The organism is Pseudomonas sp. QS1027 (assembly GCF_002814235.1).
Lineage (GTDB): Bacteria > Pseudomonadota > Gammaproteobacteria > Pseudomonadales > Pseudomonadaceae > Aquipseudomonas.
The window spans coordinates 112,283-133,179 of sequence record NZ_PHSU01000031.1; the positions used below are offsets into that span (position 1 = coordinate 112,283).

The following is a 20,897-nucleotide window of genomic DNA, read 5'->3' on the forward strand; positions in this document are numbered from 1 at the left end:
TTTCATACAGAGCCCAGGGCCGCGCGCTCGGCGACATGGCGCAGGCTGTCGAAGTTGATGTTGGCTCCCGAGTTGATCGCCACCAGGGTCTGGCCGCGCAGCCCATGCGCCGCCACGTACTGCTTGATGCCCGCCACCGCCAGCGCACCGGAAGGTTCGGTGATGGAGCGGGTATCGTCATAGATGTCCTTGATCGCGCTGCACAGCTGGTCGTTGCTGACGGTGATGACCTCATCGACGTACTCGCGGCAGACTTCAAAACCGCACGCGCCGATCTGCGCCACGGCCACGCCGTCGGCAAAAGTCCCGACCTTGGGCAACACCACCCGCTCCCCCGCCCTTAGCGCCGCCTGCAGGCAATTGGAGTGTTCCGACTCCACGCCGATGATGCGCACCTCCGGCCGCAGGTATTTGACATAGGCGGCGATGCCGGCGATCAACCCACCGCCACCGACCGGAACGAAGATCGCATCCAGCGGCCCGGGGTGCTGGTTGAGCAACTCCATGGCCACGGTGCCCTGTCCGGCGATCACATCCGGGTCGTCGAACGGCGAGACGAAGGTGTAGCCACGCTCCTCGGCCAGTTGCAGGGCATGGGCCAGGGCAAACGGAAAACTCTCCCCGTGCAGCACCGCCGTGGCCTCACGGCTGCGCACGCCCTGCACTTTCAGCTCCGGCGTGCTGGTGGGCATGACGATGGTTGCCTGGATCCCCAGGGTCCGGGCCGCCAGGGCCACACCCTGGGCGTGATTGCCCGCCGAGGCCGTGACCACACCGCAGCGGCGCTGGGCCTCGCTGAGCTGGACCAGCTTGTTGTAGGCGCCACGGATCTTGAAGGAGAACGTCGGTTGCAGGTCCTCGCGCTTGAGCAGGATCTGATTGCCCAGGGCCAGGGACAGCGCCGGGGCCACTTGCAGCGGCGTCCGGATCGCCAGGTCGTAGACCGGCGCGGCGAGGATCTTGCGCACATAGTCGCCAAGCAGGTCGGTACGGGTGGCAGGTTCCTGGCTGAGGGTAGCGGTGCTGGGCATGGCGGTCTCCGGGTGATCGGTTGGCCTCGGAGACAGAAACAAAAAACCCGCCTCGGAGGCGGGTTTGGGTAACAGATACAGGTCAGCCCGCCAGATAAGGAATGGCGGTAATAATGCTTGGCTGAGAAAAACGCTGTACGGAAGTCATGTGTCGACGTTATCCGGGCACCACGGCCAAGTCAATGCCCGGATGCATCGATTACCAAGCCTGGCCACGGCGCTTGAGCTCCAGGCGCCGGACAAACTCCTCGAGCACCAGGCCGTACAGGTCATCCTGCAGATAGGCGTCCTCGATGCCGGCGTCCATGTTCGGGTTGTCGTTGACCTCGATCACCACCACCTTGTCGCCGGACTGCTTGAGGTCGACGCCGTAGAGACCGTCGCCGATCAGGTTGGCGGTCTTCACCGCCAGCTCCACCACCGCCCGCGGCGCTTCGTGAACCGCCAGGGTGCGGCATTCGCCGTTGATGTCCTGGCCCTTGGCCTTGTGGTTGTAGATCTGCCAATGGCCCTTGGACATGAAGTACTGGCAGGCAAAGATCGGTTTGCGATTGAGGACACCGATGCGCCAGTCGTATTCGGTGTAGAAGAACTCCTGGGCCAGCAACAGGACCGAGTGTTCGAACAACTCGGCGGTGGCCTCCAGCAACGCCTGCTGGCTTTCGACCTTGATCACGCCTCGGGAGAAACAACCGTCGGGGATTTTCAGCACCAGGGGAAAGCCCAGCCGGTCACCGACCCGTTCGAAATCTTCCGGTCGCTCCTTGTAGAGAATCTCGGTGGCGGGCATGCCCAGCTTGTGGCTCTTGAGCAGGTCGGTCAGGTAGACCTTGTTGGTACAACGCAGGATCGAGGTCGGGTCATCCATCACCACCAGGCCTTCGCTTTCGGCTTTCTTGGCGAAGCGATAGGTGTGGTTGTCGACGCTGGTGGTCTCGCGGATCAGCAAGGCGTCGTACTCGGCGATGCGCGAATAATCCTTTTTCTCGATCAATTCGACATCGATGCCCAGGCCCTTGCCGACCCGGATAAAGTTCTCCAGGGCCTTGGCATTGGACGGCGGCAGCGCCTCCTGGGGATCATGCAGGACCGCCAGGTCATAACGGGCCAACCGTCGCGAACGGGGCACACGCCAGATCTTGCGACTGAAACTGTCCAGGGACTGGGCGAAGTGATCTTCCTGATCTTCGCGTAACTTGTGCAGGGTTCCCGACTTGACCCCTTCGATATGCCAGGCGTTGGTCTTTTTAAACTCGACCAACAATATCGGACAGGGGAATACTTCAAATAACTGACGCGCCAGATCCTGTAACGGCTCGATCACCGTACTGCCAAAATACAAGGTCAGGGTAAAACCTTCGGTGCCTTGGTAAAGTTGATCTCCCAAGGCTTTATCGAGGGTTTTATCAAGATCATCCAGGGCCAGGCCGTACAGCGCCTTGCGAGTCAATTCGCTGATCGTGCGTACCGACGGAATGACCTTGTGCCCCCGCGCTTCGGCCAGCAGCGAGCAGTAATAACCGTGGCCCAGGTACTTGTAGCTGCGGCACAGGTTGATCACCTGCACGCGCTTGCCGGGCTCGTTGCCCCGGGTCTGCTCAAGGTATTCCTGGGCCGTGACAATGTCTTCGCTGGGAAAATAAGAGGCCCAGTCTTCCTTGCGCTCCACGATAATAACCAACTGACTGCCGGGACTCGTTGAACTTGACAAAATACTTGTCGTGGTTATTGCTGTCAGTGCAGTTTGCTCGGATACTTCGCGCCAATGACCTTGTACCGCTGACATAAAAACCGACCCCATGGAAAACAAGACACTTCCTATTAAGCACGAAGTTTTTTGAAAGTCCCGTTTCGTTACACAACTTTTACGGTGGTTATATGGATCTTGTCTTTCGCGTTGCCACGACCGATGATTTGCCCGCCTTGCTGGAGCTGGAAGAGCACTGTTTCACCACCGACCGGCTGACCGCGCGCAGCTTCCAGTGGATGGTCAGCCGCGCCCATGCGCAACTGATGGTCGCCCAGCAAGCTGACGGTCGACTGGCCGGTTATGCCCTGGTGCTGTTTCATCGCGGCACCTCCCTGGCGCGCCTGTACTCCATCGCCATCGCTCCCCATGCCCGCGGCACCGGGCTGGGCAAGACACTGCTGCAACGCAGCGAAGCCTGCGCCCTGGAACATGACTGCGCCTACCTGCGCCTGGAAGTGCGCAGCGACAACGCCGCCGCCATTGCCCTTTACGAACGCAACGGTTATCGCCGCTTCGGGCGCATCAGCGATTACTACGAGGACCATGCCGACGCCCTGCGCCTGGAAAAACGCATTCTCGAACACCGTGACAGCCGCGACCTGCATGTCCCCTACTACGCCCAGACCACCGAGTTCACCTGCGGACCGGCCTGCCTGCTGATGGCCATGGGCGCGTTGCAGCCGGGGCGCAGCACCTCGCGGCGGGAAGAGGTGCAGATCTGGCGCGAGGCGACCACGGTATTCATGACCTCCGGCCATGGCGGTTGTAGCCCCCAGGGCCTGGCATTGGCCGCTTGGCGCCGGGGTTTCGCGGTGCGCCTGCAAGTGAGCATAAGGGGTCCGCTGCTGCTCAACGGCGTGCGCAACGAGCATAAAAAAGATGTCATGCGCCTGGTCCACGAGGGTTTTGAAAGCGAGTTGGCGTCAACCGATGTCGAGCAGGTATTCGGCGGCCCGCTGGACCTGCCACGCCTGCTGGCTGCTGCTGGCCAGCCGCTGGTGCTGATCAGCAGCTACCGCCTGACCCGCTCCAAGGCGCCGCATTGGGTGATCGTCACCGACTGCGATGAGGAATTCGTCTACCTGCACGACCCGGATGTGGATCATAGCCAGCATCGCCAGCCGCTGGACTGCCAGCATCTGCCGGTCAGCCATGCCGAGTTCGACAAGATGAGTGCTTTCGGCAGCAGCAAGCTTCGGGCCGCAGTGATTGTCTATCGACGCCTGGAACAATGAACTCAGCGTTGCGCATTCGGATCGCTGCGGGTGCCCGGACTGATCGGCACCGCCATTGGTGCTGACTGATCACGCGGGTAGCCGTTCTGGATAGCACCGTTTTCGATGGTCGAGGGCCGCTGAGTCGGTAGCGTACTCGGACCGCGCAAGGGCGGTGCGCTGGACACCGAGCCCTGGCGACTGTTGGGGTTGGCGCGACGAATCGGGCTGTTGTAGGGGTTGTCGCTGTTGGGCAGGTTTTGCGTCAGCAACTGCGGCGCGCCCTGGGGAGCACCTTCGGCAGGAAGGGCAACGACCAGAAGCCCGACAACCAGCAAAGCTATCGGAGCGAAGACAAGTCTGTTCATGACGCCTCTCTTCAAGGGTGAGTTCGTTATGGGGGTTGGACAACGCCGCACCCCATAATATACCCGCGATCACCTCGAATTCAGCGCCGCAGCCGACCGCCTTACTGCCGGCTCAACCCCGCCAGCAGGCCACTCAACGCCTGGGGTGCCAGTTGCAATCTGGTCCCGCGTTGCGCCGCCTGCTCGATATCCGGGATCAGCAGGCTGGTATGGACATCACTGTCGTAGAGCATCAGATCCTCGCCGCTGCGTTGCAACACCAGACGCTCGGAATCGGCACTGATGACCGCATCGCGGCTCTGCTCGTCAATGACGATCTGTCGATAATGGCTCAGCAACCCACGACCCAGTGGGTAGTGATGCACGCCATGGCTATGGCCGGAAACCATCAGGCACTCGGCCTCCTCCAGGAGCGGCAACGGCTCGCCGTACGCCGGACTGCTGTCGTCGAGCTGCAGGATCAGGTTGCCTTCGGACAAATGGACAAAACTGTAGCGCCCTGCCGGCGTCGCCTGCAGATTGTCCAGGCACCACAACTGCCCACTGTCTTCATCATGGATGTAACCGCCCGCCTGGCCTGCGGCCTTGCCCAGGTAAGTCAACTGATGGTCTGCCTGCGGACCTGGGGCACACAGCAGCTCGGCGCTGTCCGGCAGATACCAGCCAGGGGCCTGACCTGGCTCGGTCAACAGTCGCACGGCCGAGGGCAGGTCGTAGTGCTTGCGCAACACCGCGATCCGCTCGCCGACCTGCGCCAGCTCCTGATGCGCGTTGATCCGCAGCGCAATCAGCACCGCCCGCTCCGTCAGGGTGGCGGCCACCGGCAGCAGGACCATGACGCCATCGCTGCTTTCCAGGTGCAATCGGGTCCCTTGGCGCTGCCCCCTGATCCACCGCTGCGGCGCCTGCCAGGCCAACGCATCGGGGGCCGCTGGTGACGGGTGCAATTGCTCGTCGAAGGTCAACTCGGTCTCGGCCGGGAGCAGCGCCTGGCGATAGAGCTGTTGGCTCTCGCCATCCAGAATCCAGGCATGACGGTCATCGGCCGTCAATCCCAGATAGGTCAGGGCATGCCGTCCATCAAGATTGCCACCGCCCTGCACGAGTCGTTGCGCGGCACAGTCATACCAGGCACCGATGGTTTTTCCCGCCAGGCCTCCCAGCCCCCATAACACCAGGTTGTCGAGTCGCGCTGGCGTAGCCCTGGCCAACCGCCCCAGCTCCGCTGCCAGGTCTTCCCGGTGATGGCTCAGCCAACGGGCAACCACCCCCGCCAGCCGCGCAGCTCCACGGTCCAAGAGCCATACGCCCCCCTCCGTCGTCAGGGCCAGCCACGGTGACTGATCGTCGCCCCGGACGGCACTGACCTCACTGAGGGCCACCGCCGTGGCCAACGTCCCGGGCATGCCCTCATCGGATTGAAAGTAAGCCCGCCGCTTGTCGGGGTCATAAAAGTAGAAACCGGGCTTGTCCCCGCCCGTCGAACCGACCAGCGAAAGGTCCCGCGGCAAGGCCGAGCCCAGGTTGGCCCGCACCACACGGGGCAGCAGGTACTCGCTGTTGAAAACCAGCCACTGGCGCTCCGTCGTCGGCCCCTGGCTGGCGGCGCAGGTCACCACTTGCGCGCAGGTGGCGCTGACTTGCCGCTCGGTCATCCGTTGCAGCGGATCACGCCAGTGTGCAGCGGCCGATAGCAGCGCCAGGCTGTTTTCGCCGGGGTTGAACAGTTGCCCGGCCCGATGGATCGCCAGCAGTTTCAGCGAGGCCTCTTCGACCCGGTAGATGTGCTCGACGGAGCAGTCCGGCAACAGCTCGTCAATCGCCAGCAGCAGTTGACCATCGCGTTGCACCAGGTGGCTGTGGGTGATGGTTCCGCCAAAGGTCCGCGGCCGGTACTGGACAAGCACTTTCCCCGTGGCAATCGCCACCTGCCAGACATCCGCGCCCCGGTAGAACCAGGCCTTGTCTTCGACGATGCCGCCCAACAGTGCCTGGCCGAGAAATTCACTGGCCCGCGGATAGTCGGTGTAGATAAAACGGTCCTGGCTCACCTGATAGAACGCCCTGCCGGTGTCCTGCCCGGCCGGGCGATAATGCTCAACCGTCACGAAGGGCTGGCTGTGGGGTGAGTCGCCGGTCAACTGCTTGAGATGCGCATGCAGCGCCTGCCAGTCCATAAATCCGCTGCCATCGGCTTCCGACAGGTTCAGTTGCTGCTTCTCCCGGTCGACGGAAAACAGATCGCCACTGGCGTTGATCAGCGAAACCTCGCCACAGTTCTCCGCCAGCGTTATCGCCAGGCTACCCACCTGCAGTTGATTGCCGTTGAGGTGGGTCGTGGCCTCCTTCAGTTGCCGGACATCCAGTGTCCAACGGCTGTTCGCCGTGCCACCCAGGGAAATCGACACGCCGTCCAGCAGGCTGAGACGGTAATGGCCGCCCTCGCCCTCCAGTTGATAAGACAGTTTGCCCTGCAGGATATCCGGCAGCGCGGGCACCAGGATGTCACGGTCCTGCGCGTCCAATAACACCCTGACCGGCGTCTCCACGTACTCAGGCACAATCCGCCGGACAATCCGCTCCCCGGGGAAGGCGTAGAAGTCAAAGTCGAAGCGATAGTCTTCCTCAAGCCTGCGCAGCACATCAAAGCCGTAGTCGTGCCGACTGGTGGCAAACGGCAGGATCATGTATTCGTAATTGAGATACGACTTCGCGGTCATCGGCAGCACCAGAATCGCATCGCCGGGGGCGAAGCTGACCTGGGCCTGGCGATAACCGATCCCTTCGCGAATATTGATCGCCTGGTTCTTGTCCAGGTTCGCCCCGCGGCCTGGCCACCAGAGGAAGTAGTTGCTCTTGCCGGAACCGGTCGAGCCCCTGGGGTCGTTGCGGTAAAGGTATTGGCTGCCCAGGGTCAGTTGCTGGCGACGCAGATCCAGTGTGTCGATCACCGCGCCCGGAATGGATTCCATCAGGACATGCCCGGGGGCCTGGGCATCCGCCCCATGATCGGTGCTGTTTTTGCGCTCCACGCGCCGATAGCCGCCCTGGCGATAGGCGGCATCGAGACCGGCAAAATAGCTGCCCACCTGGGCGGCTTCCTCGGCCACGGCACTGAATGCCTGGGCCAGGGCGGTGAAGCCGATGCCCAGGCCCGCCATGGGGGCCGCCAGCGCGCCGGCAAAACCCGAGGCGGTGGCGGCACCGACGATACCGGCATTCGCCGCCATCGAAGCGCCAAGACTGAACACGCCGAGGGCCAGTCCGGCGCTATCAAAGGCCAATTGGGTAGCGAAGACCGCACGCTGGGCTTCATTCTGCGCCTGGGACAACTCGATGACGTCCAGTACCACGCTCCCCAGATTCAAGAACAGGCCAACGCCGGTATTGAGTTTCGAGAGCGCCCCCATCATGTTGAGGGACTGCGCCTGACTGAAAAACGCCTTGCCCTTGCTGATCGCCTGCGCCGCCCGAAACAGCTGTACGACTTTCACCACGTCCATGGCCGTGCCATGGACGATCTGCGCCGTATTGAGCCAGCCGTGCACCTGCAGCGAGCAGCCCAATACCCCCGTCAACTCGCCGCCGGCCACCTCCGTGCGACTTTTGTGGCCAAACCAGGCGAACAGGGTCTGGACCATAAACAGGGCATTGAGCCCATCGGCGGCCTCCCCTTCGGTCGCCTCGACCTGGCCCGCCAAGGGCTCGCCCGCTCCCTTGTGAGCCTGCGCGACCCGGGTCAGTTGCCGGTTGTAGTCCTGCATGAATTCAACCACGCGGCGGTCCGACAAACGCAGTACCCGGGCAGGCTCCTCAGGATGCGCGATCCGCGCGAACTCCAACCGGTACTCGCCGCCCGTGACGGCCTCCTCCTGCTTCAGGCTGTGCCAGAGCGGCAGCCATTCGCCCGCGGACAAATCATTGTCGCGGTACAATCGCACCATGCCTTGCTGAAACGCTTGCGCCCGCGTCACCACGCCGAGCCGCTGCTTCTTCAGTGCCAACTGAGCCAGTTTTTCATCCAGCGTCTCCGTCAGCAGCAGGCTTTCGTCATACCCGGTTTTTCCTGGCGCGACCATCGCCATCCAGGCATCGCCGCTACGACGCAGAACCATCTTGGTGTCCGTGAGAGTGACGCCCCGTTTGCCGCCCTGCGGGGTGACGATAATCTTCGCCGAATGGGCCGCGACAGAACGTACGGAGAGTTTTTCCCGATCCAGGGCGTGTACAAAGGCCTGTATATAGCTGCTGGTTTCTGTCGGCTCGTTATCCACCAGCGCACATCCCACCAGGCTGATATGTTCCGGCGCGACAGTGCGCGCCTGCCCGGGCCGCAGCGGGTTGTCCAGAAACTGTTTGAGGGTTTGCACCAATTCGGACGGCAAGTACCCCGCCAGGGTCCGCTGTCCGGCGGCATCATCACGGCCATGACCTACCACTTGCAAACGCCAGTGATTTTTCCCCTGCCGGTTCAACTGGCCGATACGCGCCAGCACTGCGTCCTGGCCTGCGGTAAAGCGCAACTGGCCCGCGACGTCGAGCTGGAGCAGCAATGAATCCGAAGGGTGTTTACCGGCCAGATCAATCGCCGCCTGCCTGACCGTCCGGTTGTCTTCAAGTTGGATAATCAACTGATAGTCAAACCGGCTGGTGCCCTCGCCTTCATTGGACGCGGCCAGCGCCGACAGATCCCACTCGCCGACTTCGTCCCGGTTCAGCACGCTGTCATCTTGCGAAAGAGGCTCTCTGTCCTCCTCCTCAGAGGCTGACGCCGCCCACTGCTCGGCATTCGCCCTCTGGACCGCCTCGGGGTCGTAATAATCCTCGTCACTCCAGCCAACCAATAATTCACCTGGAATAAAACCGACCCGTTTCTCGATATCATGCATCGCAACCACAAAATCGCGAAGACGGTTGTTTAATGCCTCGGGGGCACTGGAGGCCGCGACAACATTGCGCAACGCCAACAGATAGGATCTTTTATTGTTATTCAATCGCGCATGCCGCGAAACCTGGTAACCACGCTGTTTGAAACCCTGTTCCTTGGCGTCACTGAAGTCATTGATAATCAGGACCTGCGCGCCCTTTTCAACCGCTCGCGCCACATAAAGATCGACTTTCTCATAAAACCCTTCGACGCTCAGATAGCTGTCACTGAAATGCCCGCTGAGCAGGATCAAATCGCCTGGCCCCAGATCGGCGCGCGCAAACAACTCCCAACCGTCACCGTTCAGGAACTCGGTGCTGTCGAGATTCCCGCCGTGGAGCCGACTGATAAAAAACAACTTTCTTTCATTGGTGATCAAAGGAAGAAAATTGACTCTGTAATGTTCCTCCGCCGTCAGCAAGGACAGAGGCAAGTGTAATCTGTACCCTACCGAGGGGACCTCGTTGATGGTGACCGTACTCGTATGTTTGGCCGCGTTCTGCATGACATAAAACAACGCGGCGATACGTGTCCTGGCGGTTAATTGGCCAATTTTCGGCACGGCCGGCTCATCAACAATCATCTTGCCATCTTTCAGCGAGATCAATTCAGCCAGACTGTCTTCAAAATAATCCTTTACCGCCTGACGAAGATTGTCCGCCCGATCCTGCCTGACAAACGCCTTGAGCTTTTCCCGCCTTCTTGCTCTTTCCTCCTCTTTTTTGGGTAAAGGGACGTCATCCGGAAAGACACGCTCAAAGCTCATGGACAGGTTGTCGTCGAAATCAAAGCCATGTTGGCGGCCGATCGCCAGGAGATCGGACTTGATCTCCTGGACACCCCTGACGACGCCCTGCGGATGGCTGACCACCTCGCTCTGGGTCACCGCGATCAAGGGATTGATATCGTTGACGATGATTTTGCCCTTGAACCCCAGCGCCCTGGCCCAGTTCGAATAAACCCCCGAGCCGGCCATGGGTTCTATCACGCGGGTGACCACAGGTGCAGGGATACCCTCTGACTGGCGGTGAAGGATATCGGAAATCAGCGCGCCATCCACCTGCTCCAGTTCGGTCGCCACACTGCCCGGCATGCTGAAAAAAGGCAGGCCACGCAGATCAATCCGCAGGTCCATCTGGCTGAGCGCCCGGACCTTTTCCGCCCGTGTTCCACTGCTATCGCGCAGGCGCTCTTTCACCTTGCGCCAGAAATCGGGATCACGTTTGCCGCCACGCCCCATGCCGGTCACCGGGTAAGCGGGATGCCGGGTGTTCCAGTTCGAGACAGTGGTCAGATAGTCCTCGTAAATAGAACCTTTCAAGCCATAACTACCGTAGTGATAGCGATCACGCAGCCAGCCACGGAACTCGCTGATCCGGCTTTCCACCTGGGCCGGCGTATAGCCGCTCAAGACCCCTTGGGCACCCGCCACGCCGAGGACCAGGATGCGGGCATACCCGTTCATGTGTTCGGGATCGCCAAGCACCCGTGCAAAATCCTGCCCGCTCAGCCGAAACCACAGGGTGGGCTTGTCGGGATGCTGCAGTCCGAGCGAGCGTATGGCGTCGGCAGTCCCCGGGACCTCGCCGAGTTCCAGGATGACCTGGCTGTCAAAGGTTTCAGCGGCCTCGTTGTAGCGCTTCGATTGCCCCCAGAGAGCGAGGTTGGCCCCGAATGGGCTCGGTTCATTACTGTGTGTCGAGGCGCCGGCTTCATTCCCCTGGATCCTGGGGCGTCCGCCCTCGTTCCCGACGGCCGAACCGGGTCTTTTCCTCGATCCGCTGCTCCCGTTCCCATCAATACCGTCCCTGGTTGTAGCCGCTCCAACACCCATGTACCGCCTCCAGAATCATGATTTCAATTAGGGGGGCGTATTGTGCTGAGAAGCGTTATGTCTCAAGTCGTACATATGTATGGCACAGCTCTGCGCCGGGCCGTCGCAGACAGACACCCGCCGACAGCCATGTAACTGTCGTCATCCGTATGCGACAATAGGCCCAATGTCTGGAATGAATCCCGCCTTTAATTGCACAGCAGCTCGGACGAAACCGTCGGATGCTGCTCTTTACGTACGCGCGCTGGCTGAACTCCAGCGGTGACCGGAGCGAGATGGAAAAGCTCCTGAAATGCCCAGGGAATGGCCCAAGCACCCAATCAGCAGCGCGTAACCCCTTGATAGGTAAAGTAATTGATCTCCACCGCAAATATCACCATGCAGTTCGGCGCCAAGCCGCTCTTCGAGAACGTCTCGGTCAAATTCGGCGCCGGTAACCGCTACGGCCTGATCGGCGCCAACGGCTGCGGCAAGTCGACTTTCATGAAAATCCTCGGCGGCGACCTCGACCCGTCCGGCGGCCAGGTCATGCTGGAGCCGAACGTACGCCTGGGTAAACTGCGCCAGGACCAGTTCGCCTACGAAGAATTCACCGTACTCGACACCGTGATCATGGGTCACGAAGAGCTGTGGAAGGTCAAGGCCGAGCGCGACCGCATCTACTCGCTGCCGGAAATGACCGAAGAAGACGGCATGACCGTGGCCGAGCTGGAAACCGATTTCGCCGAGATGGACGGCTACACCGCCGAATCCCGCGCCGGCGAATTGCTGCTGGGCCTGGGTATCGGCATCGAACAGCACAACGGCCCGATGAGCGAAGTCTCCCCGGGCTGGAAACTGCGGGTGTTGCTGGCCCAGGCGTTGTTCTCCGACCCGGAAGTGTTGCTGCTCGACGAGCCAACCAACCACCTGGACATCAACACCATCCGCTGGCTGGAAAACATCCTGACCCAGCGCTCCAGCCTGATGATCATCATCTCCCACGACCGTCACTTCCTGAACAGCGTCTGCACCCACATGGCGGACCTGGACTACGGCGAGCTGCGCCTGTTCCCGGGCAACTACGACGAATACATGACCGTGGCGACCCAGTCCCGCGAGCAGTTGCTGTCGGACAACGCCAAGAAGAAAGCGCAGATCTCCGAGCTGCAATCCTTCGTCAGCCGCTTCTCGGCCAACGCCTCGAAAGCCAAGCAGGCCACTTCCCGCGCCAAGGCGATCGACAAGATCCAGCTGGCCGAAGTCAAGCCGTCGAGCCGCGTCAGCCCGTTCATCCGCTTCGACCAGACCAAGAAGCTGCATCGCCAGGCGGTCATCGTCGAGCGTATGGCCAAGGGCTTTGATGGCAAGACCCTGTTCAAGGACTTCAGCTTCCAGGTTGAAGCCGGCGAGCGCGTGGCGATCATCGGTCCGAACGGGATCGGCAAGACCACCCTGCTGCGCACCCTGGTCAACGAACTGACCCCGGACGCCGGCACCGTCAAGTGGACCGAAGCGGCCGAACTGGGCTACTACGCCCAGGACCACGCCTCGGACTTCGAAGACGAATCCAACCTGTTCGACTGGATGGGCCGCTGGACCAAGGAAGGCGAACAAGTGGTTCGCGGCACCCTGGGCCGCATGCTGTTCTCCAACGACGAGATCCTCAAGTCGGTCAAGGTCATCTCCGGTGGTGAGCAAGGCCGTATGCTGTTCGGCAAGCTGATCCTGCAAAAGCCGAACGTGCTGATCATGGACGAACCGACCAACCACTTGGACATGGAGTCCATCGAAGCCCTCAACCTGGCGCTGGAGAACTACCCGGGCACGCTGATCTTCGTCAGCCACGACCGTGAGTTCGTTTCGTCCCTGGCCACCCGCATCATCGAGCTGAGCCCAAGCGGCGTGATCGATTTCAGCGGCACCTATGACGACTACCTGCGTAGCCAGGGCGTGGTGTTCTAAAAAACGCTGGGAGCCGGTAAGCCGGCTCCCACAGCGCACACAAGAAATTAGTTAGCCTGCTTTCTTTTATCCTTCCATCCCGCCATCATGTTCGCCTCTAACCGCCCGCCCGCGAACGAGCCTTCATGTCCGCCCAGCAACCGCCCCGACCGACCAGCAACCTGACGATCACCCTGCAGATCGTTTCCATCGTCTTCTACACCTTCATCGCCTTCCTCTGCATCGGCCTGCCGATTGCGGTGTTGCCCGGTTACGTGCACGGACAACTGGGGTTCAGCGCGGTGATCGCCGGCCTGACCATCGGTTCGCAATACCTGGCGACCCTGCTCAGCCGCCCCATGGCCGGGCGCATGGCCGACGGTATCGGCACCAAACGTTCGATCATCTATGGCCTGTCGGGCATTGTGCTCAGCGGCGCGCTGACGTGGGTCTCGACACAGGTGCAGCACCTGCCACTGTTGAGCCTGGGGATTCTGATCGTCGCGCGCCTGCTGCTGGGGATCGCCCAGGGCCTGATCGGCGTCGGTACCATCAGTTGGGGGATTGGCCAGGTCGGCGCCGACCAGACCGCCCGGGTCATCTCCTGGAACGGCATAGCCTCCTATGGCGCCATCGCCATCGGTGCACCACTGGGGGTGCTGATGGTCGAGGATTACGGCTTCGCCAGCCTCGGCATTGCCTTGTCGAGTCTGGCCCTGGGCGCCCTGCTGCTGATTCGCAACAAACCCTCGGTGCCGGTGATTCGCGGCGAGCGCCTGCCGTTCTGGGCGGTGTTCGGGCGTATTGCGCCCTATGGCGCCAGCCTGACCCTGGCTTCCATCGGCTACGGCACCCTGACCACCTTTGTCACCCTCTTCTATCTCAGCCGCGGCTGGACCGGTGCCGCCTATTGCCTGACGGTGTTCGGCACCTGCTTCATCCTTGCCCGGCTGTTCTTTATCGGCTGCATCAACCGTTTCGGCGGTTTCAAGGCGGCTATCGCGTGCATGAGTATCGAGACCCTCGGCCTGGTACTGCTCTGGCTGGCGCCTTCCACCGGCGTTGCCCTGACCGGCGCGGGCCTGGCGGGGTTTGGCCTGTCGCTGGTGTATCCGGCATTGGGTGTGGAGGCGATCAAACAGGTGCCGAGCAGCAGTCGCGGCGCGGGCCTGAGCGCTTATGCGGTGTTTTTCGACCTGGCGCTGGCCATCGCCGGTCCGGTGATGGGCGCGGTGGCCTCGAACCTGGGCTATTCGTGGATTTTCTTTACTGCGGCGCTATTGTCGGTCAGCGGCCTGTCGGTCACGGTGCTGCTGGCACGTCGCGCAGCAGCCCACTGACTCACTGATCGGCGGTCTGCATCCCGCCATGGCTCGGCGTACTGAGAGTCTTGGTGAAGAAGCGCCCGGCTTCATGGATCAGGTCGCGATGAATATCCTCGCGGTTGACCCCTTCGGCATCGGTACACAGGCCTGGCGTAGCCTGGAGTTGCTCTGGGCTGCACGGCGCCATGAAGACGAAATGCCCGGCCCCGGCGATCAGCTTGAACTGCGGCGCCACCGGAAGTTTGCGCGCCAGGGCGGCGGCATTCTTGTCCGGAAACACCAGTTGGTCGGCGCCACCGCTGTACATCAGCACCGGCACATGGACATCCGCCAGGGTATGGCGGCCGAACATCAGGCTCAGCGGTGCCATCAGCAGCAAGGCATGCACCCGAGGATCGGCTACCGGCTGCAAGTCATCGCGGTCGACGATCAGTTCACCCTTGGTGTTGCAGGCATCCTTGTCATCCGGACGCTGCTGGCAATAACGGCGCAGGCGCTCCAGGTTCGGCTGGGCTCCGGCCAGGATCAGGGCGGTTTCACCACCCGCCGAATAACCGATCACACCGACATCCTCGGCTTCGATAAAAGGTGACAGCGTCGCGTCACCCAGGGCAGCGGTGATGGCCTCGGAAATCTGCATGGGCCGACCATAGAGGTTGCTCAGCGTCCCCAGGCGGCTTTGATCCTTGTAGTTGTCGCCCGGATGCAACACGGCGACCACGATAAAGCCCTTGCGCGCCAGGGAGGTGGCCAGGTCGTGCAAGGCCAGCGGCGTGCCGGTGTTGCCATGGGACAACATCAACAATGGATAGCGGCCGATAGCGACCTTGGTGTCTTCGCCGGCCTGGATCGTATAGTTGCCGATCCGGCTCGTGTGCTCACGATCGCTGGAAGGATAGAAGGCAATCGCCGACATCGGCTTGAGATCCAGCGGATCAAGGAATGTCAGGCGATGATAACCGACGCTCCAATGAGCGGGCGGCGCCGCCTGCACTGTAAGGAGGCTGCTGGACAGACAGATCAGTAACACTGCACAAAGACGCATCATGGGGATGCCCACCTTTGTTGCGTAATTAGCACACCAATTCTCTTCAATTCCTTGAAGTTAAAGCTCCGTAAAGGGCTTTGACTGATTTTCGAGGTTTTTCAGAGCACCTATGGTTGATCGATGATGCATAACCCGAGCCAAACCCAAACAGCCAGACGCAAAAAACTCCGTACGCTGACCATTCATAATGATCAGAGCACAGAGTTTAATGGGTGTTCCGGAAAGAAGCTCGCGTGTTTACGAAAGCTTTACGCGGTGGCGAACAGCTCTTCGCTGATCCGTGCCTGCGCGGTGCTGATGGCCTTGGCGCGGACGTCTTCGCCGTAACCCAGGCCATGGGCGCGGACGAATTCGATGTCGGTGATGCCGAGGAAACCGAACAGCACGTTCAGGTAGTCTTCATGGGCCACGCCGGTAGGCATGCCGACATGCAGGCCGCCGGAAGTGGAGACGATCACCAGCTTCTTGCCGCCCGCCAGGCCTTCAGGACCGGCTTCGGTGTAGCGGAAGGTCTTGCCGGCAACGGTGATACGGTCGATCCAGGCCTTGAGCTGGGTCGGGATGCTGAAGTTGTACATCGGCGCGGCGATCACGATGGCATCGGCGGCGAGGAATTCTTCGATGGTCGAAGCGCTGAGTTCGGCTTCGTGGCGCTGGGCCGCGTCACGCAGTTCGGCAGCGGTACCGCCGGCAACCAGGGTCAGGCTGGAGAAGTGGCTGATGGCGTCGCTGGCCAGGTCGCGGTAGGTCACCACGGCAGAAGGCTCGGCGAGTTTCCAGGCGTCGACCACCTGACGGCTCAACTGACGGGAGGCGGAGTTGTCGCCCAGGATGCTGGAATCAATGTGCAAGAGTTTCATGCGGGATCTCCAAGTGAGGATCGCCACTGGGCGATCAAGTTGAGATAATCCTACAGGCGAAACCAATAGCCGATTAGACGGCTTGAATGTGATAGTTTGTCCCAACCATAGAACGATCGAGTCACGGCCCATGCAAGACCTCAACGATCTCTACTATTTCGCCAAGGTGGTCGAAGCCGGCGGCTTCGCGGCGGCCGGACGCCTGCTGGGAATTCCCAAGTCGCGCCTGTCACGGCGGATCGCCGAGCTGGAGGAACGCCTCGGCGCCCGCCTGCTGCAACGCACCACCCGCCAGTTGAAACTCACGGCCGTCGGCGAGCGCTACCTGCGCCATTGCCAGGCGATGCTGCTGGAGGCCGAGATGGCCGACGAGGCGGTGGCCAGCATGTCCAGCGAACCCCGTGGACGCTTGCGCGTTTCCTCTCCGGTGGGATTGGCCCAGGAGTTCATGCCCTGGGTGATCTCCAGCTTCCTGACCGCGCACCCACTGGTCCAGCTGGAAGTGCTGATGGTCAATCGGCGGGTCGACCTGGTGACCGAAGGTGTCGATGTCGCCCTGCGGGTCCGCGAACAGGGCGACGAAGACCCGTTGCTGGTGACCCGCCGCCTGCGCCAGGCGCAGACCTTCATCCTGGCGACACCGGCCTTTCTCGAACAACATCCCATCAACAGCCTGGAGGACCTCAGGCATGCACCTGTTCTGGGCGCCCTGGAGGCAGATCGGCTGGTGCACTTGAGCCTGATCAACGCCGAAGGTGAAAAACGTGAACTGACCCTCGAGGCCCGGCTCGGGGTCGACGATTTCGTCGTGCGCAAGGCCTGCGCCCTCGCCGGCCTGGGCTTCACCGTCCTGCCGATGCTGTATTGTGAGCAAGAGCTGGCCAACGGCACTTTCGTGCAGATACTCCCCGAATGGTCCTTGCCCGGCGGCTGGTTGCAGGCCGTCTACCCCCATCGGCGCGGCGTACTGCCGGCGGTGAGGGCCTGGATCGATCACCTGGCCGAAGTTTTCAAAGGTTGCGGAGATAGAACACTGTGAAAGGATCGAACCTGAGCCGGGAAGACGTCGCGCATTTCTGCCTGACATTGCCCGGGGCGCGAGAAGACTATAAATGGGGCGGCGTGCGCGTTTTTTCCATTGCCGGCAACAAGATGTTCGCCGTGCAGGGGCTGCGCGGCGACTCCCTGGCCTTCAAGGTCGACAAGGAGCTGTTCCTCGGTCATGTCGACCGTCCGGGGATCGGGCCCGCGCCCTATCTCGCCAGGGCCCACTGGATCATCATGGACACGCCCTACCCGCTGGACCGTGAAGAACTGCAAGGGCTGATCCAGCGCTCCCATCAACTGGTGGTGGCAAAATTGCCCAAGCGCGTCCAGGTCGGCCTGCTGTTATAAAAACGACAGGTGCGCCAGGCTGGCGCCGAGGAACAGGTGATCGATCCAGAACACCTGGTGCAACAGCACGATCAGCCAGAACACCAGTTGAAACGAGACTTTGCGGGTCTTGTGCCGGAACACCTGCTGGGCGATCAGCGCCCCCGGCCAGCCGCCCAGCAGCTCGATGGCGTGCAGGACCTTCTCCGGTGTGCGCCAGGTCTCGTCGCGGGCCTTGCGCTTGTCGCTCCAATAGAGGAAGAACGCCAGCAGGCTGGCGATCCCATAGCCCCACAGCGGCAGCGCCGAACCACCGCCGAGCCACATCCTCAACCCGCCAAATCCAGGCAACACACAGAGCACCAGCAGCACCGCCAGCTTGAACCTGAGGTGTTGGACCCGAGTCGCGACCTGGCGAGTCTGTTCCTGGCTACGTGGCGTCCTCATGAGTGGCTCGACCAGTCGACCCAGCCGAACTGCCAGGTGGCCAGGATCACCAGGCCGAAGACAATCCTGTACCAGGCGAACGCCACATAGGTATGGCTGGCGATGAATTTCAGCAAGCCACGCACGGCGATCATCGCGAAGACAAAGGAGGTCACGAAGCCCAGGGCGATCACCGGCAAGTCCGCCATCTGGAACTGATGGCGGAAACCGTAGCCGGAGTACACCGCGGCGGCGACCATGGTCGGCATTGCCAGGAAGAACGAAAACTCGGTGGCGGTCTTGCGCGACAGCCCGAACAACAAGCCGCCGATAATCGTCGCGCCGGAACGCGAGGTGCCGGGGATCATCGCCAGGCATTGGGCGAAGCCGACCTTCAGGGCGTCTTTCCAGGTGATCTCATCCACCGTCTCGGCGTGCACCACATGCTGGCGGCGCTCGGCCCAGAGAATGATAAGGCCGCCCACCACCAGCGCGGCGGCGACAGTGATCGGGTTGAACAGGTAGGTGGCGATAAGCTCCTTGAACAACACCCCCAGCACCACCGCCGGCAGGAATGCCACCAGCAGATTGAGGGTGAAGCGCTGGGCATTGCGTTGCGTCGGCAGATCCCGGACCACCGAGAACACCTTGTGGCGAAACTCCCAGACCACCGCCAGGATCGCCCCGAGCTGGATGATGATATTGAAGGCAATCGCCCGTTCCCCGCCAAAGTTCAGCAGATCCGCAACGATAATCTGGTGCCCGGTGCTGGAGATCGGCAAGAACTCCGTCAACCCCTCGACGATACCCAGAATCACTGCCTGTGCGGCGGTCCAAAGATCCATTATTCCCCCCTGCTGCCGCACACCCCGCGCGGCACTTGAAAAACTCGACGCTCGATAGTTTGCCCGTGGGCAACACCTGTCCAGCGTGCCGTACCGCTTGTCGTCAAAGCGTAAAAAATGCCTGAAAAATCAAACATCAACTCAGGTTTGTCGATTTCGGGCCGAGATCCTATCAGACACGCCTGTTTGTGGCTGCCTGGAAAGTAGCCATAAGCCTACTGGGCAGGAGCGACAAAACCTGTTTGGATGCAGATCGGCGATGATCACAACAAGAAGAAACAAGGAGCGATGCCCACATGAATAGTTTGCGAAATGTGTCGATCAGTCGGCGGCTGTGGCTCATCCTCATCGTCGCCATGGCGATGCTGCTGACCCTGGGCCTGTTGATGCTCCAGCAGATCCATGACGACCTTTACCAGGGCAAGGCGCAGAAGACCCAGCACGTGGTCCAGGTCGCCAGTGGCGTCCTCAACTACTACCACGACCTGGAAACCGCCGGCACCCTCAGCCGCGAAGCCGCGCAGAAGCAGGCCCTGAGCGTGATCCGCGGCCTGCGCTACAACCAGACCGACTACTTCTGGATCAACGACCAGCGCCCGGTGATGATCATGCACCCGGCCAACCCCAAGCTTGAAGGCCAGGACCTGTCAGGGATCAAGGACCCGGACGGCTATGCCCTGTTCAACGAGATGGTCACCCTGACCAAGGCCAAGGGTGCGGGCATGATCGACTACCGCTGGCCGAAACCGGGCGCCAGTGCGCCGGTGCAGAAAACTTCCTATGTGCAACTTTTCGAACCCTGGGGCTGGATCATCGGCTCGGGGGTGTACGTCGACGACCTGCAGGACGAGTTCTACGGCCAGGTATGGCGAGCGTCGCTGATCGGCCTGGGGATTGCGCTGATCATGGCGTTGCTGGTGACAATGATTGCCCGCAGCATCGTGCGCCCCTTGCAGGAATCCGTGAACGCCATGGCCAATATCGCCAGTGGTGAAAGCGACCTGACCCGCAGCCTCGACACCCACGGGCAGGATGAAGTCACGCAACTGGCCCGCCATTTCAATGGTTTTACCAGCAAGCTGCGCAGCGTGGTCGGTCAGCTCCAGGACTCGGCAACGGCGCTCGGCCAGTCCTCCACCGACCTGGGCAGCAATGCCACCCAGGCCCAGGCCCGCAGCCAGCAGCAATCACAACAGATGGAAATGGTGGCGACGGCGATCAACGAAGTCACCTATGGCGTGCAGGACGTGGCGAAAAATGCCGAGCAGGCCGCCAGCGAGATGCGTGATGCCGAAGCCCAGGCGCGCCAGGGCCAGCTGAATATCGACAACAGCCTGCAACAGATCGATTCGCTCTCCGCCACCATCAACCAGGCGGTGGAAGTGATCCGCACCCTGGCGGCCGAAAGCACGCAGATCGGCAGCGTCCTGGAAGTGATTCGCTCGATTGCCGAACAGACCAACCTGCTGGCCCTGAACGCCGCCATCGAAGCCGCCCGGGCCGGTGAACAGGGTCGCGGCTTTGCCGTGGTCGCCGATGAAGTGCGCCTGCTGGCCCAGCGCACCCAGAAGTCCACGGCGGAGATCCAGTCGATGATCGAACGCCTGCAAGGCCATTCCGAAGCCGCGGTGAAAGTCATCGGCGACAGCAGCCGCGCTTCGCAACTGACCATCGAACAGGCCGGCCTGGCCGGCGAGAGCCTGAATGCCATCGGCCAGGCCCTGCGCAACCTCAACGGGCTGAATGCCTCCATTGCCAGCGCCACCCTTGAGCAGTCCCATGTGGTGGAGGAAATCAACCAGAACGTCACCGACGCGGCGGGCCTGTCCCACAGCACGGCCCTGGCGGCCGAGCAATCGAGTGTCGACAGTGAAAAGCTCAAGAACCTGAGCCAGCAGCTCAATACCTTGCTCAAGCAGTTCAAGGTCTGAGAATGGGAGGGTACAATCGCCCTCCTTTTTTCGAGCCCAAG

At 61.5% G+C, this 20,897-nt stretch carries 13 protein-coding genes and 1 pseudogene; 6 read left to right on the forward strand and 8 right to left on the reverse strand.

Annotation, left to right across the window (positions count from 1 at the left end; genetic code table 11):
• Positions 1–11: 11 nt before the first annotated feature.
• Both ilvA and CWE01_RS25875 read right to left on the reverse strand, forming a co-directional pair.
• Positions 12–1,031: pseudogene (gene ilvA, locus CWE01_RS25870) on the reverse strand (threonine ammonia-lyase, biosynthetic); the annotation flags it as partial.
• Between the two features lie 199 nt (positions 1,032–1,230).
• Positions 1,231–2,817, reverse strand: a complete 1,587-nt coding sequence (locus CWE01_RS25875; protein WP_100943383.1) for a RimK family protein — start codon at positions 2,815–2,817, stop codon at positions 1,231–1,233.
• Positions 2,818–2,909: 92 nt separating this feature from the next.
• Here CWE01_RS25875 and CWE01_RS25880 point away from each other — a divergent pair, with 92 nt between their 5' ends.
• Positions 2,910–4,016 carry a GNAT family N-acetyltransferase/peptidase C39 family protein gene (locus CWE01_RS25880; RefSeq protein WP_100943384.1) on the forward strand — a complete coding sequence of 369 codons (1,107 nt, stop codon included), beginning with the start codon at positions 2,910–2,912 and terminating at the stop codon, positions 4,014–4,016.
• Between the two features lie 2 nt (positions 4,017–4,018).
• Here CWE01_RS25880 and CWE01_RS25885 read toward each other — a convergent pair whose 3' ends face one another.
• Complete coding sequence (locus CWE01_RS25885; RefSeq protein ID WP_100943385.1) at positions 4,019–4,363, reverse strand: hypothetical protein; 345 nt, start codon at positions 4,361–4,363, stop codon at positions 4,019–4,021.
• Positions 4,364–4,464: 101 nt separating this feature from the next.
• Positions 4,465–10,755 (reverse strand): TcdA/TcdB pore-forming domain-containing protein, encoded by a 6,291-nt coding sequence (locus CWE01_RS25890; RefSeq protein WP_177410514.1) that lies wholly within the window; start codon positions 10,753–10,755, stop codon positions 4,465–4,467.
• Positions 10,756–11,478: 723 nt separating this feature from the next.
• On the opposite strand from CWE01_RS25890, the gene CWE01_RS25900 reads away from it, so the two are divergent.
• Together CWE01_RS25900 and CWE01_RS25905 are read left to right on the forward strand one after the other, a co-directional pair.
• On the forward strand, positions 11,479–13,068 hold the full coding sequence (locus CWE01_RS25900; RefSeq protein ID WP_100943387.1) for an ABC-F family ATPase: 1,590 nt from the start codon (positions 11,479–11,481) through the stop codon (positions 13,066–13,068).
• Positions 13,069–13,193: 125 nt separating this feature from the next.
• On the forward strand, positions 13,194–14,387 hold the full coding sequence (locus tag CWE01_RS25905; protein WP_100943388.1) for an MFS transporter: 1,194 nt from the start codon (positions 13,194–13,196) through the stop codon (positions 14,385–14,387).
• 1 nt (position 14,388) lies between these two features.
• Here the strand turns inward: CWE01_RS25905 and CWE01_RS25910 are convergent, their stop codons facing one another.
• On the reverse strand, positions 14,389–15,420 hold the full coding sequence (locus CWE01_RS25910; RefSeq protein WP_100943389.1) for a dienelactone hydrolase: 1,032 nt from the start codon (positions 15,418–15,420) through the stop codon (positions 14,389–14,391).
• 248 nt (positions 15,421–15,668) lie between these two features.
• Positions 15,669–16,280: an FMN-dependent NADH-azoreductase gene (locus tag CWE01_RS25915; protein WP_100943390.1), complete on the reverse strand. Its 612-nt coding sequence runs from the start codon at positions 16,278–16,280 to the stop codon at positions 15,669–15,671.
• Positions 16,281–16,410: 130 nt separating this feature from the next.
• Here CWE01_RS25915 and CWE01_RS25920 point away from each other — a divergent pair, with 130 nt between their 5' ends.
• Positions 16,411–17,319, forward strand: a complete 909-nt coding sequence (locus tag CWE01_RS25920; protein WP_100943391.1) for a LysR substrate-binding domain-containing protein — start codon at positions 16,411–16,413, stop codon at positions 17,317–17,319.
• A gap of 11 nt (positions 17,320–17,330) precedes the next feature.
• Positions 17,331–17,675 (forward strand): MmcQ/YjbR family DNA-binding protein, encoded by a 345-nt coding sequence (locus CWE01_RS25925; RefSeq protein WP_218176809.1) that lies wholly within the window; start codon positions 17,331–17,333, stop codon positions 17,673–17,675.
• On the opposite strand, the gene CWE01_RS25930 is transcribed toward CWE01_RS25925, so the two are convergent.
• The gene (locus CWE01_RS25930) at positions 17,670–18,101 is read right to left on the reverse strand and encodes a DUF1294 domain-containing protein (protein ID WP_100943393.1); all 432 of its coding nucleotides are present in this window, start codon (positions 18,099–18,101) and stop codon (positions 17,670–17,672) included. The two genes, CWE01_RS25925 and CWE01_RS25930, sit on opposite strands and share 6 nt — an antisense overlap.
• Positions 18,098–18,925 (reverse strand): undecaprenyl-diphosphate phosphatase, encoded by an 828-nt coding sequence (locus CWE01_RS25935; protein ID WP_100943394.1) that lies wholly within the window; start codon positions 18,923–18,925, stop codon positions 18,098–18,100. Before CWE01_RS25935 ends, CWE01_RS25930 begins: the two co-directional genes overlap by 4 nt.
• 296 nt (positions 18,926–19,221) lie before the next feature.
• Here CWE01_RS25935 and CWE01_RS25940 point away from each other — a divergent pair, with 296 nt between their 5' ends.
• Complete coding sequence (locus CWE01_RS25940) at positions 19,222–20,856, forward strand: methyl-accepting chemotaxis protein (RefSeq protein ID WP_100943395.1); 1,635 nt, start codon at positions 19,222–19,224, stop codon at positions 20,854–20,856.
• Positions 20,857–20,897 lie beyond the last annotated feature (41 nt).

Coding starts and splice junctions, on each gene's coding strand:
- CWE01_RS25885 (WP_100943385.1), bottom strand. CDS start 4,363: ATGAACAGACTTGTCTTCGCTCCGATAGCTTTGCTGGTTGTCGGGCTT.
- CWE01_RS25935 (WP_100943394.1), bottom strand. CDS start 18,925: ATGGATCTTTGGACCGCCGCACAGGCAGTGATTCTGGGTATCGTCGAG.
- CWE01_RS25920 (WP_100943391.1), top strand. CDS start 16,411: ATGCAAGACCTCAACGATCTCTACTATTTCGCCAAGGTGGTCGAAGCC.
- CWE01_RS25910 (WP_100943389.1), bottom strand. CDS start 15,420: ATGATGCGTCTTTGTGCAGTGTTACTGATCTGTCTGTCCAGCAGCCTC.
- CWE01_RS25930 (WP_100943393.1), bottom strand. CDS start 18,101: ATGAGGACGCCACGTAGCCAGGAACAGACTCGCCAGGTCGCGACTCGG.
- CWE01_RS25880 (WP_100943384.1), top strand. CDS start 2,910: ATGGATCTTGTCTTTCGCGTTGCCACGACCGATGATTTGCCCGCCTTG.
- CWE01_RS25940 (WP_100943395.1), top strand. CDS start 19,222: ATGAATAGTTTGCGAAATGTGTCGATCAGTCGGCGGCTGTGGCTCATC.
- CWE01_RS25915 (WP_100943390.1), bottom strand. CDS start 16,280: ATGAAACTCTTGCACATTGATTCCAGCATCCTGGGCGACAACTCCGCC.
- CWE01_RS25905 (WP_100943388.1), top strand. CDS start 13,194: ATGTCCGCCCAGCAACCGCCCCGACCGACCAGCAACCTGACGATCACC.
- CWE01_RS25890 (WP_177410514.1), bottom strand. CDS start 10,755: ATGAACGGGTATGCCCGCATCCTGGTCCTCGGCGTGGCGGGTGCCCAA.
- CWE01_RS25875 (WP_100943383.1), bottom strand. CDS start 2,817: ATGTCAGCGGTACAAGGTCATTGGCGCGAAGTATCCGAGCAAACTGCA.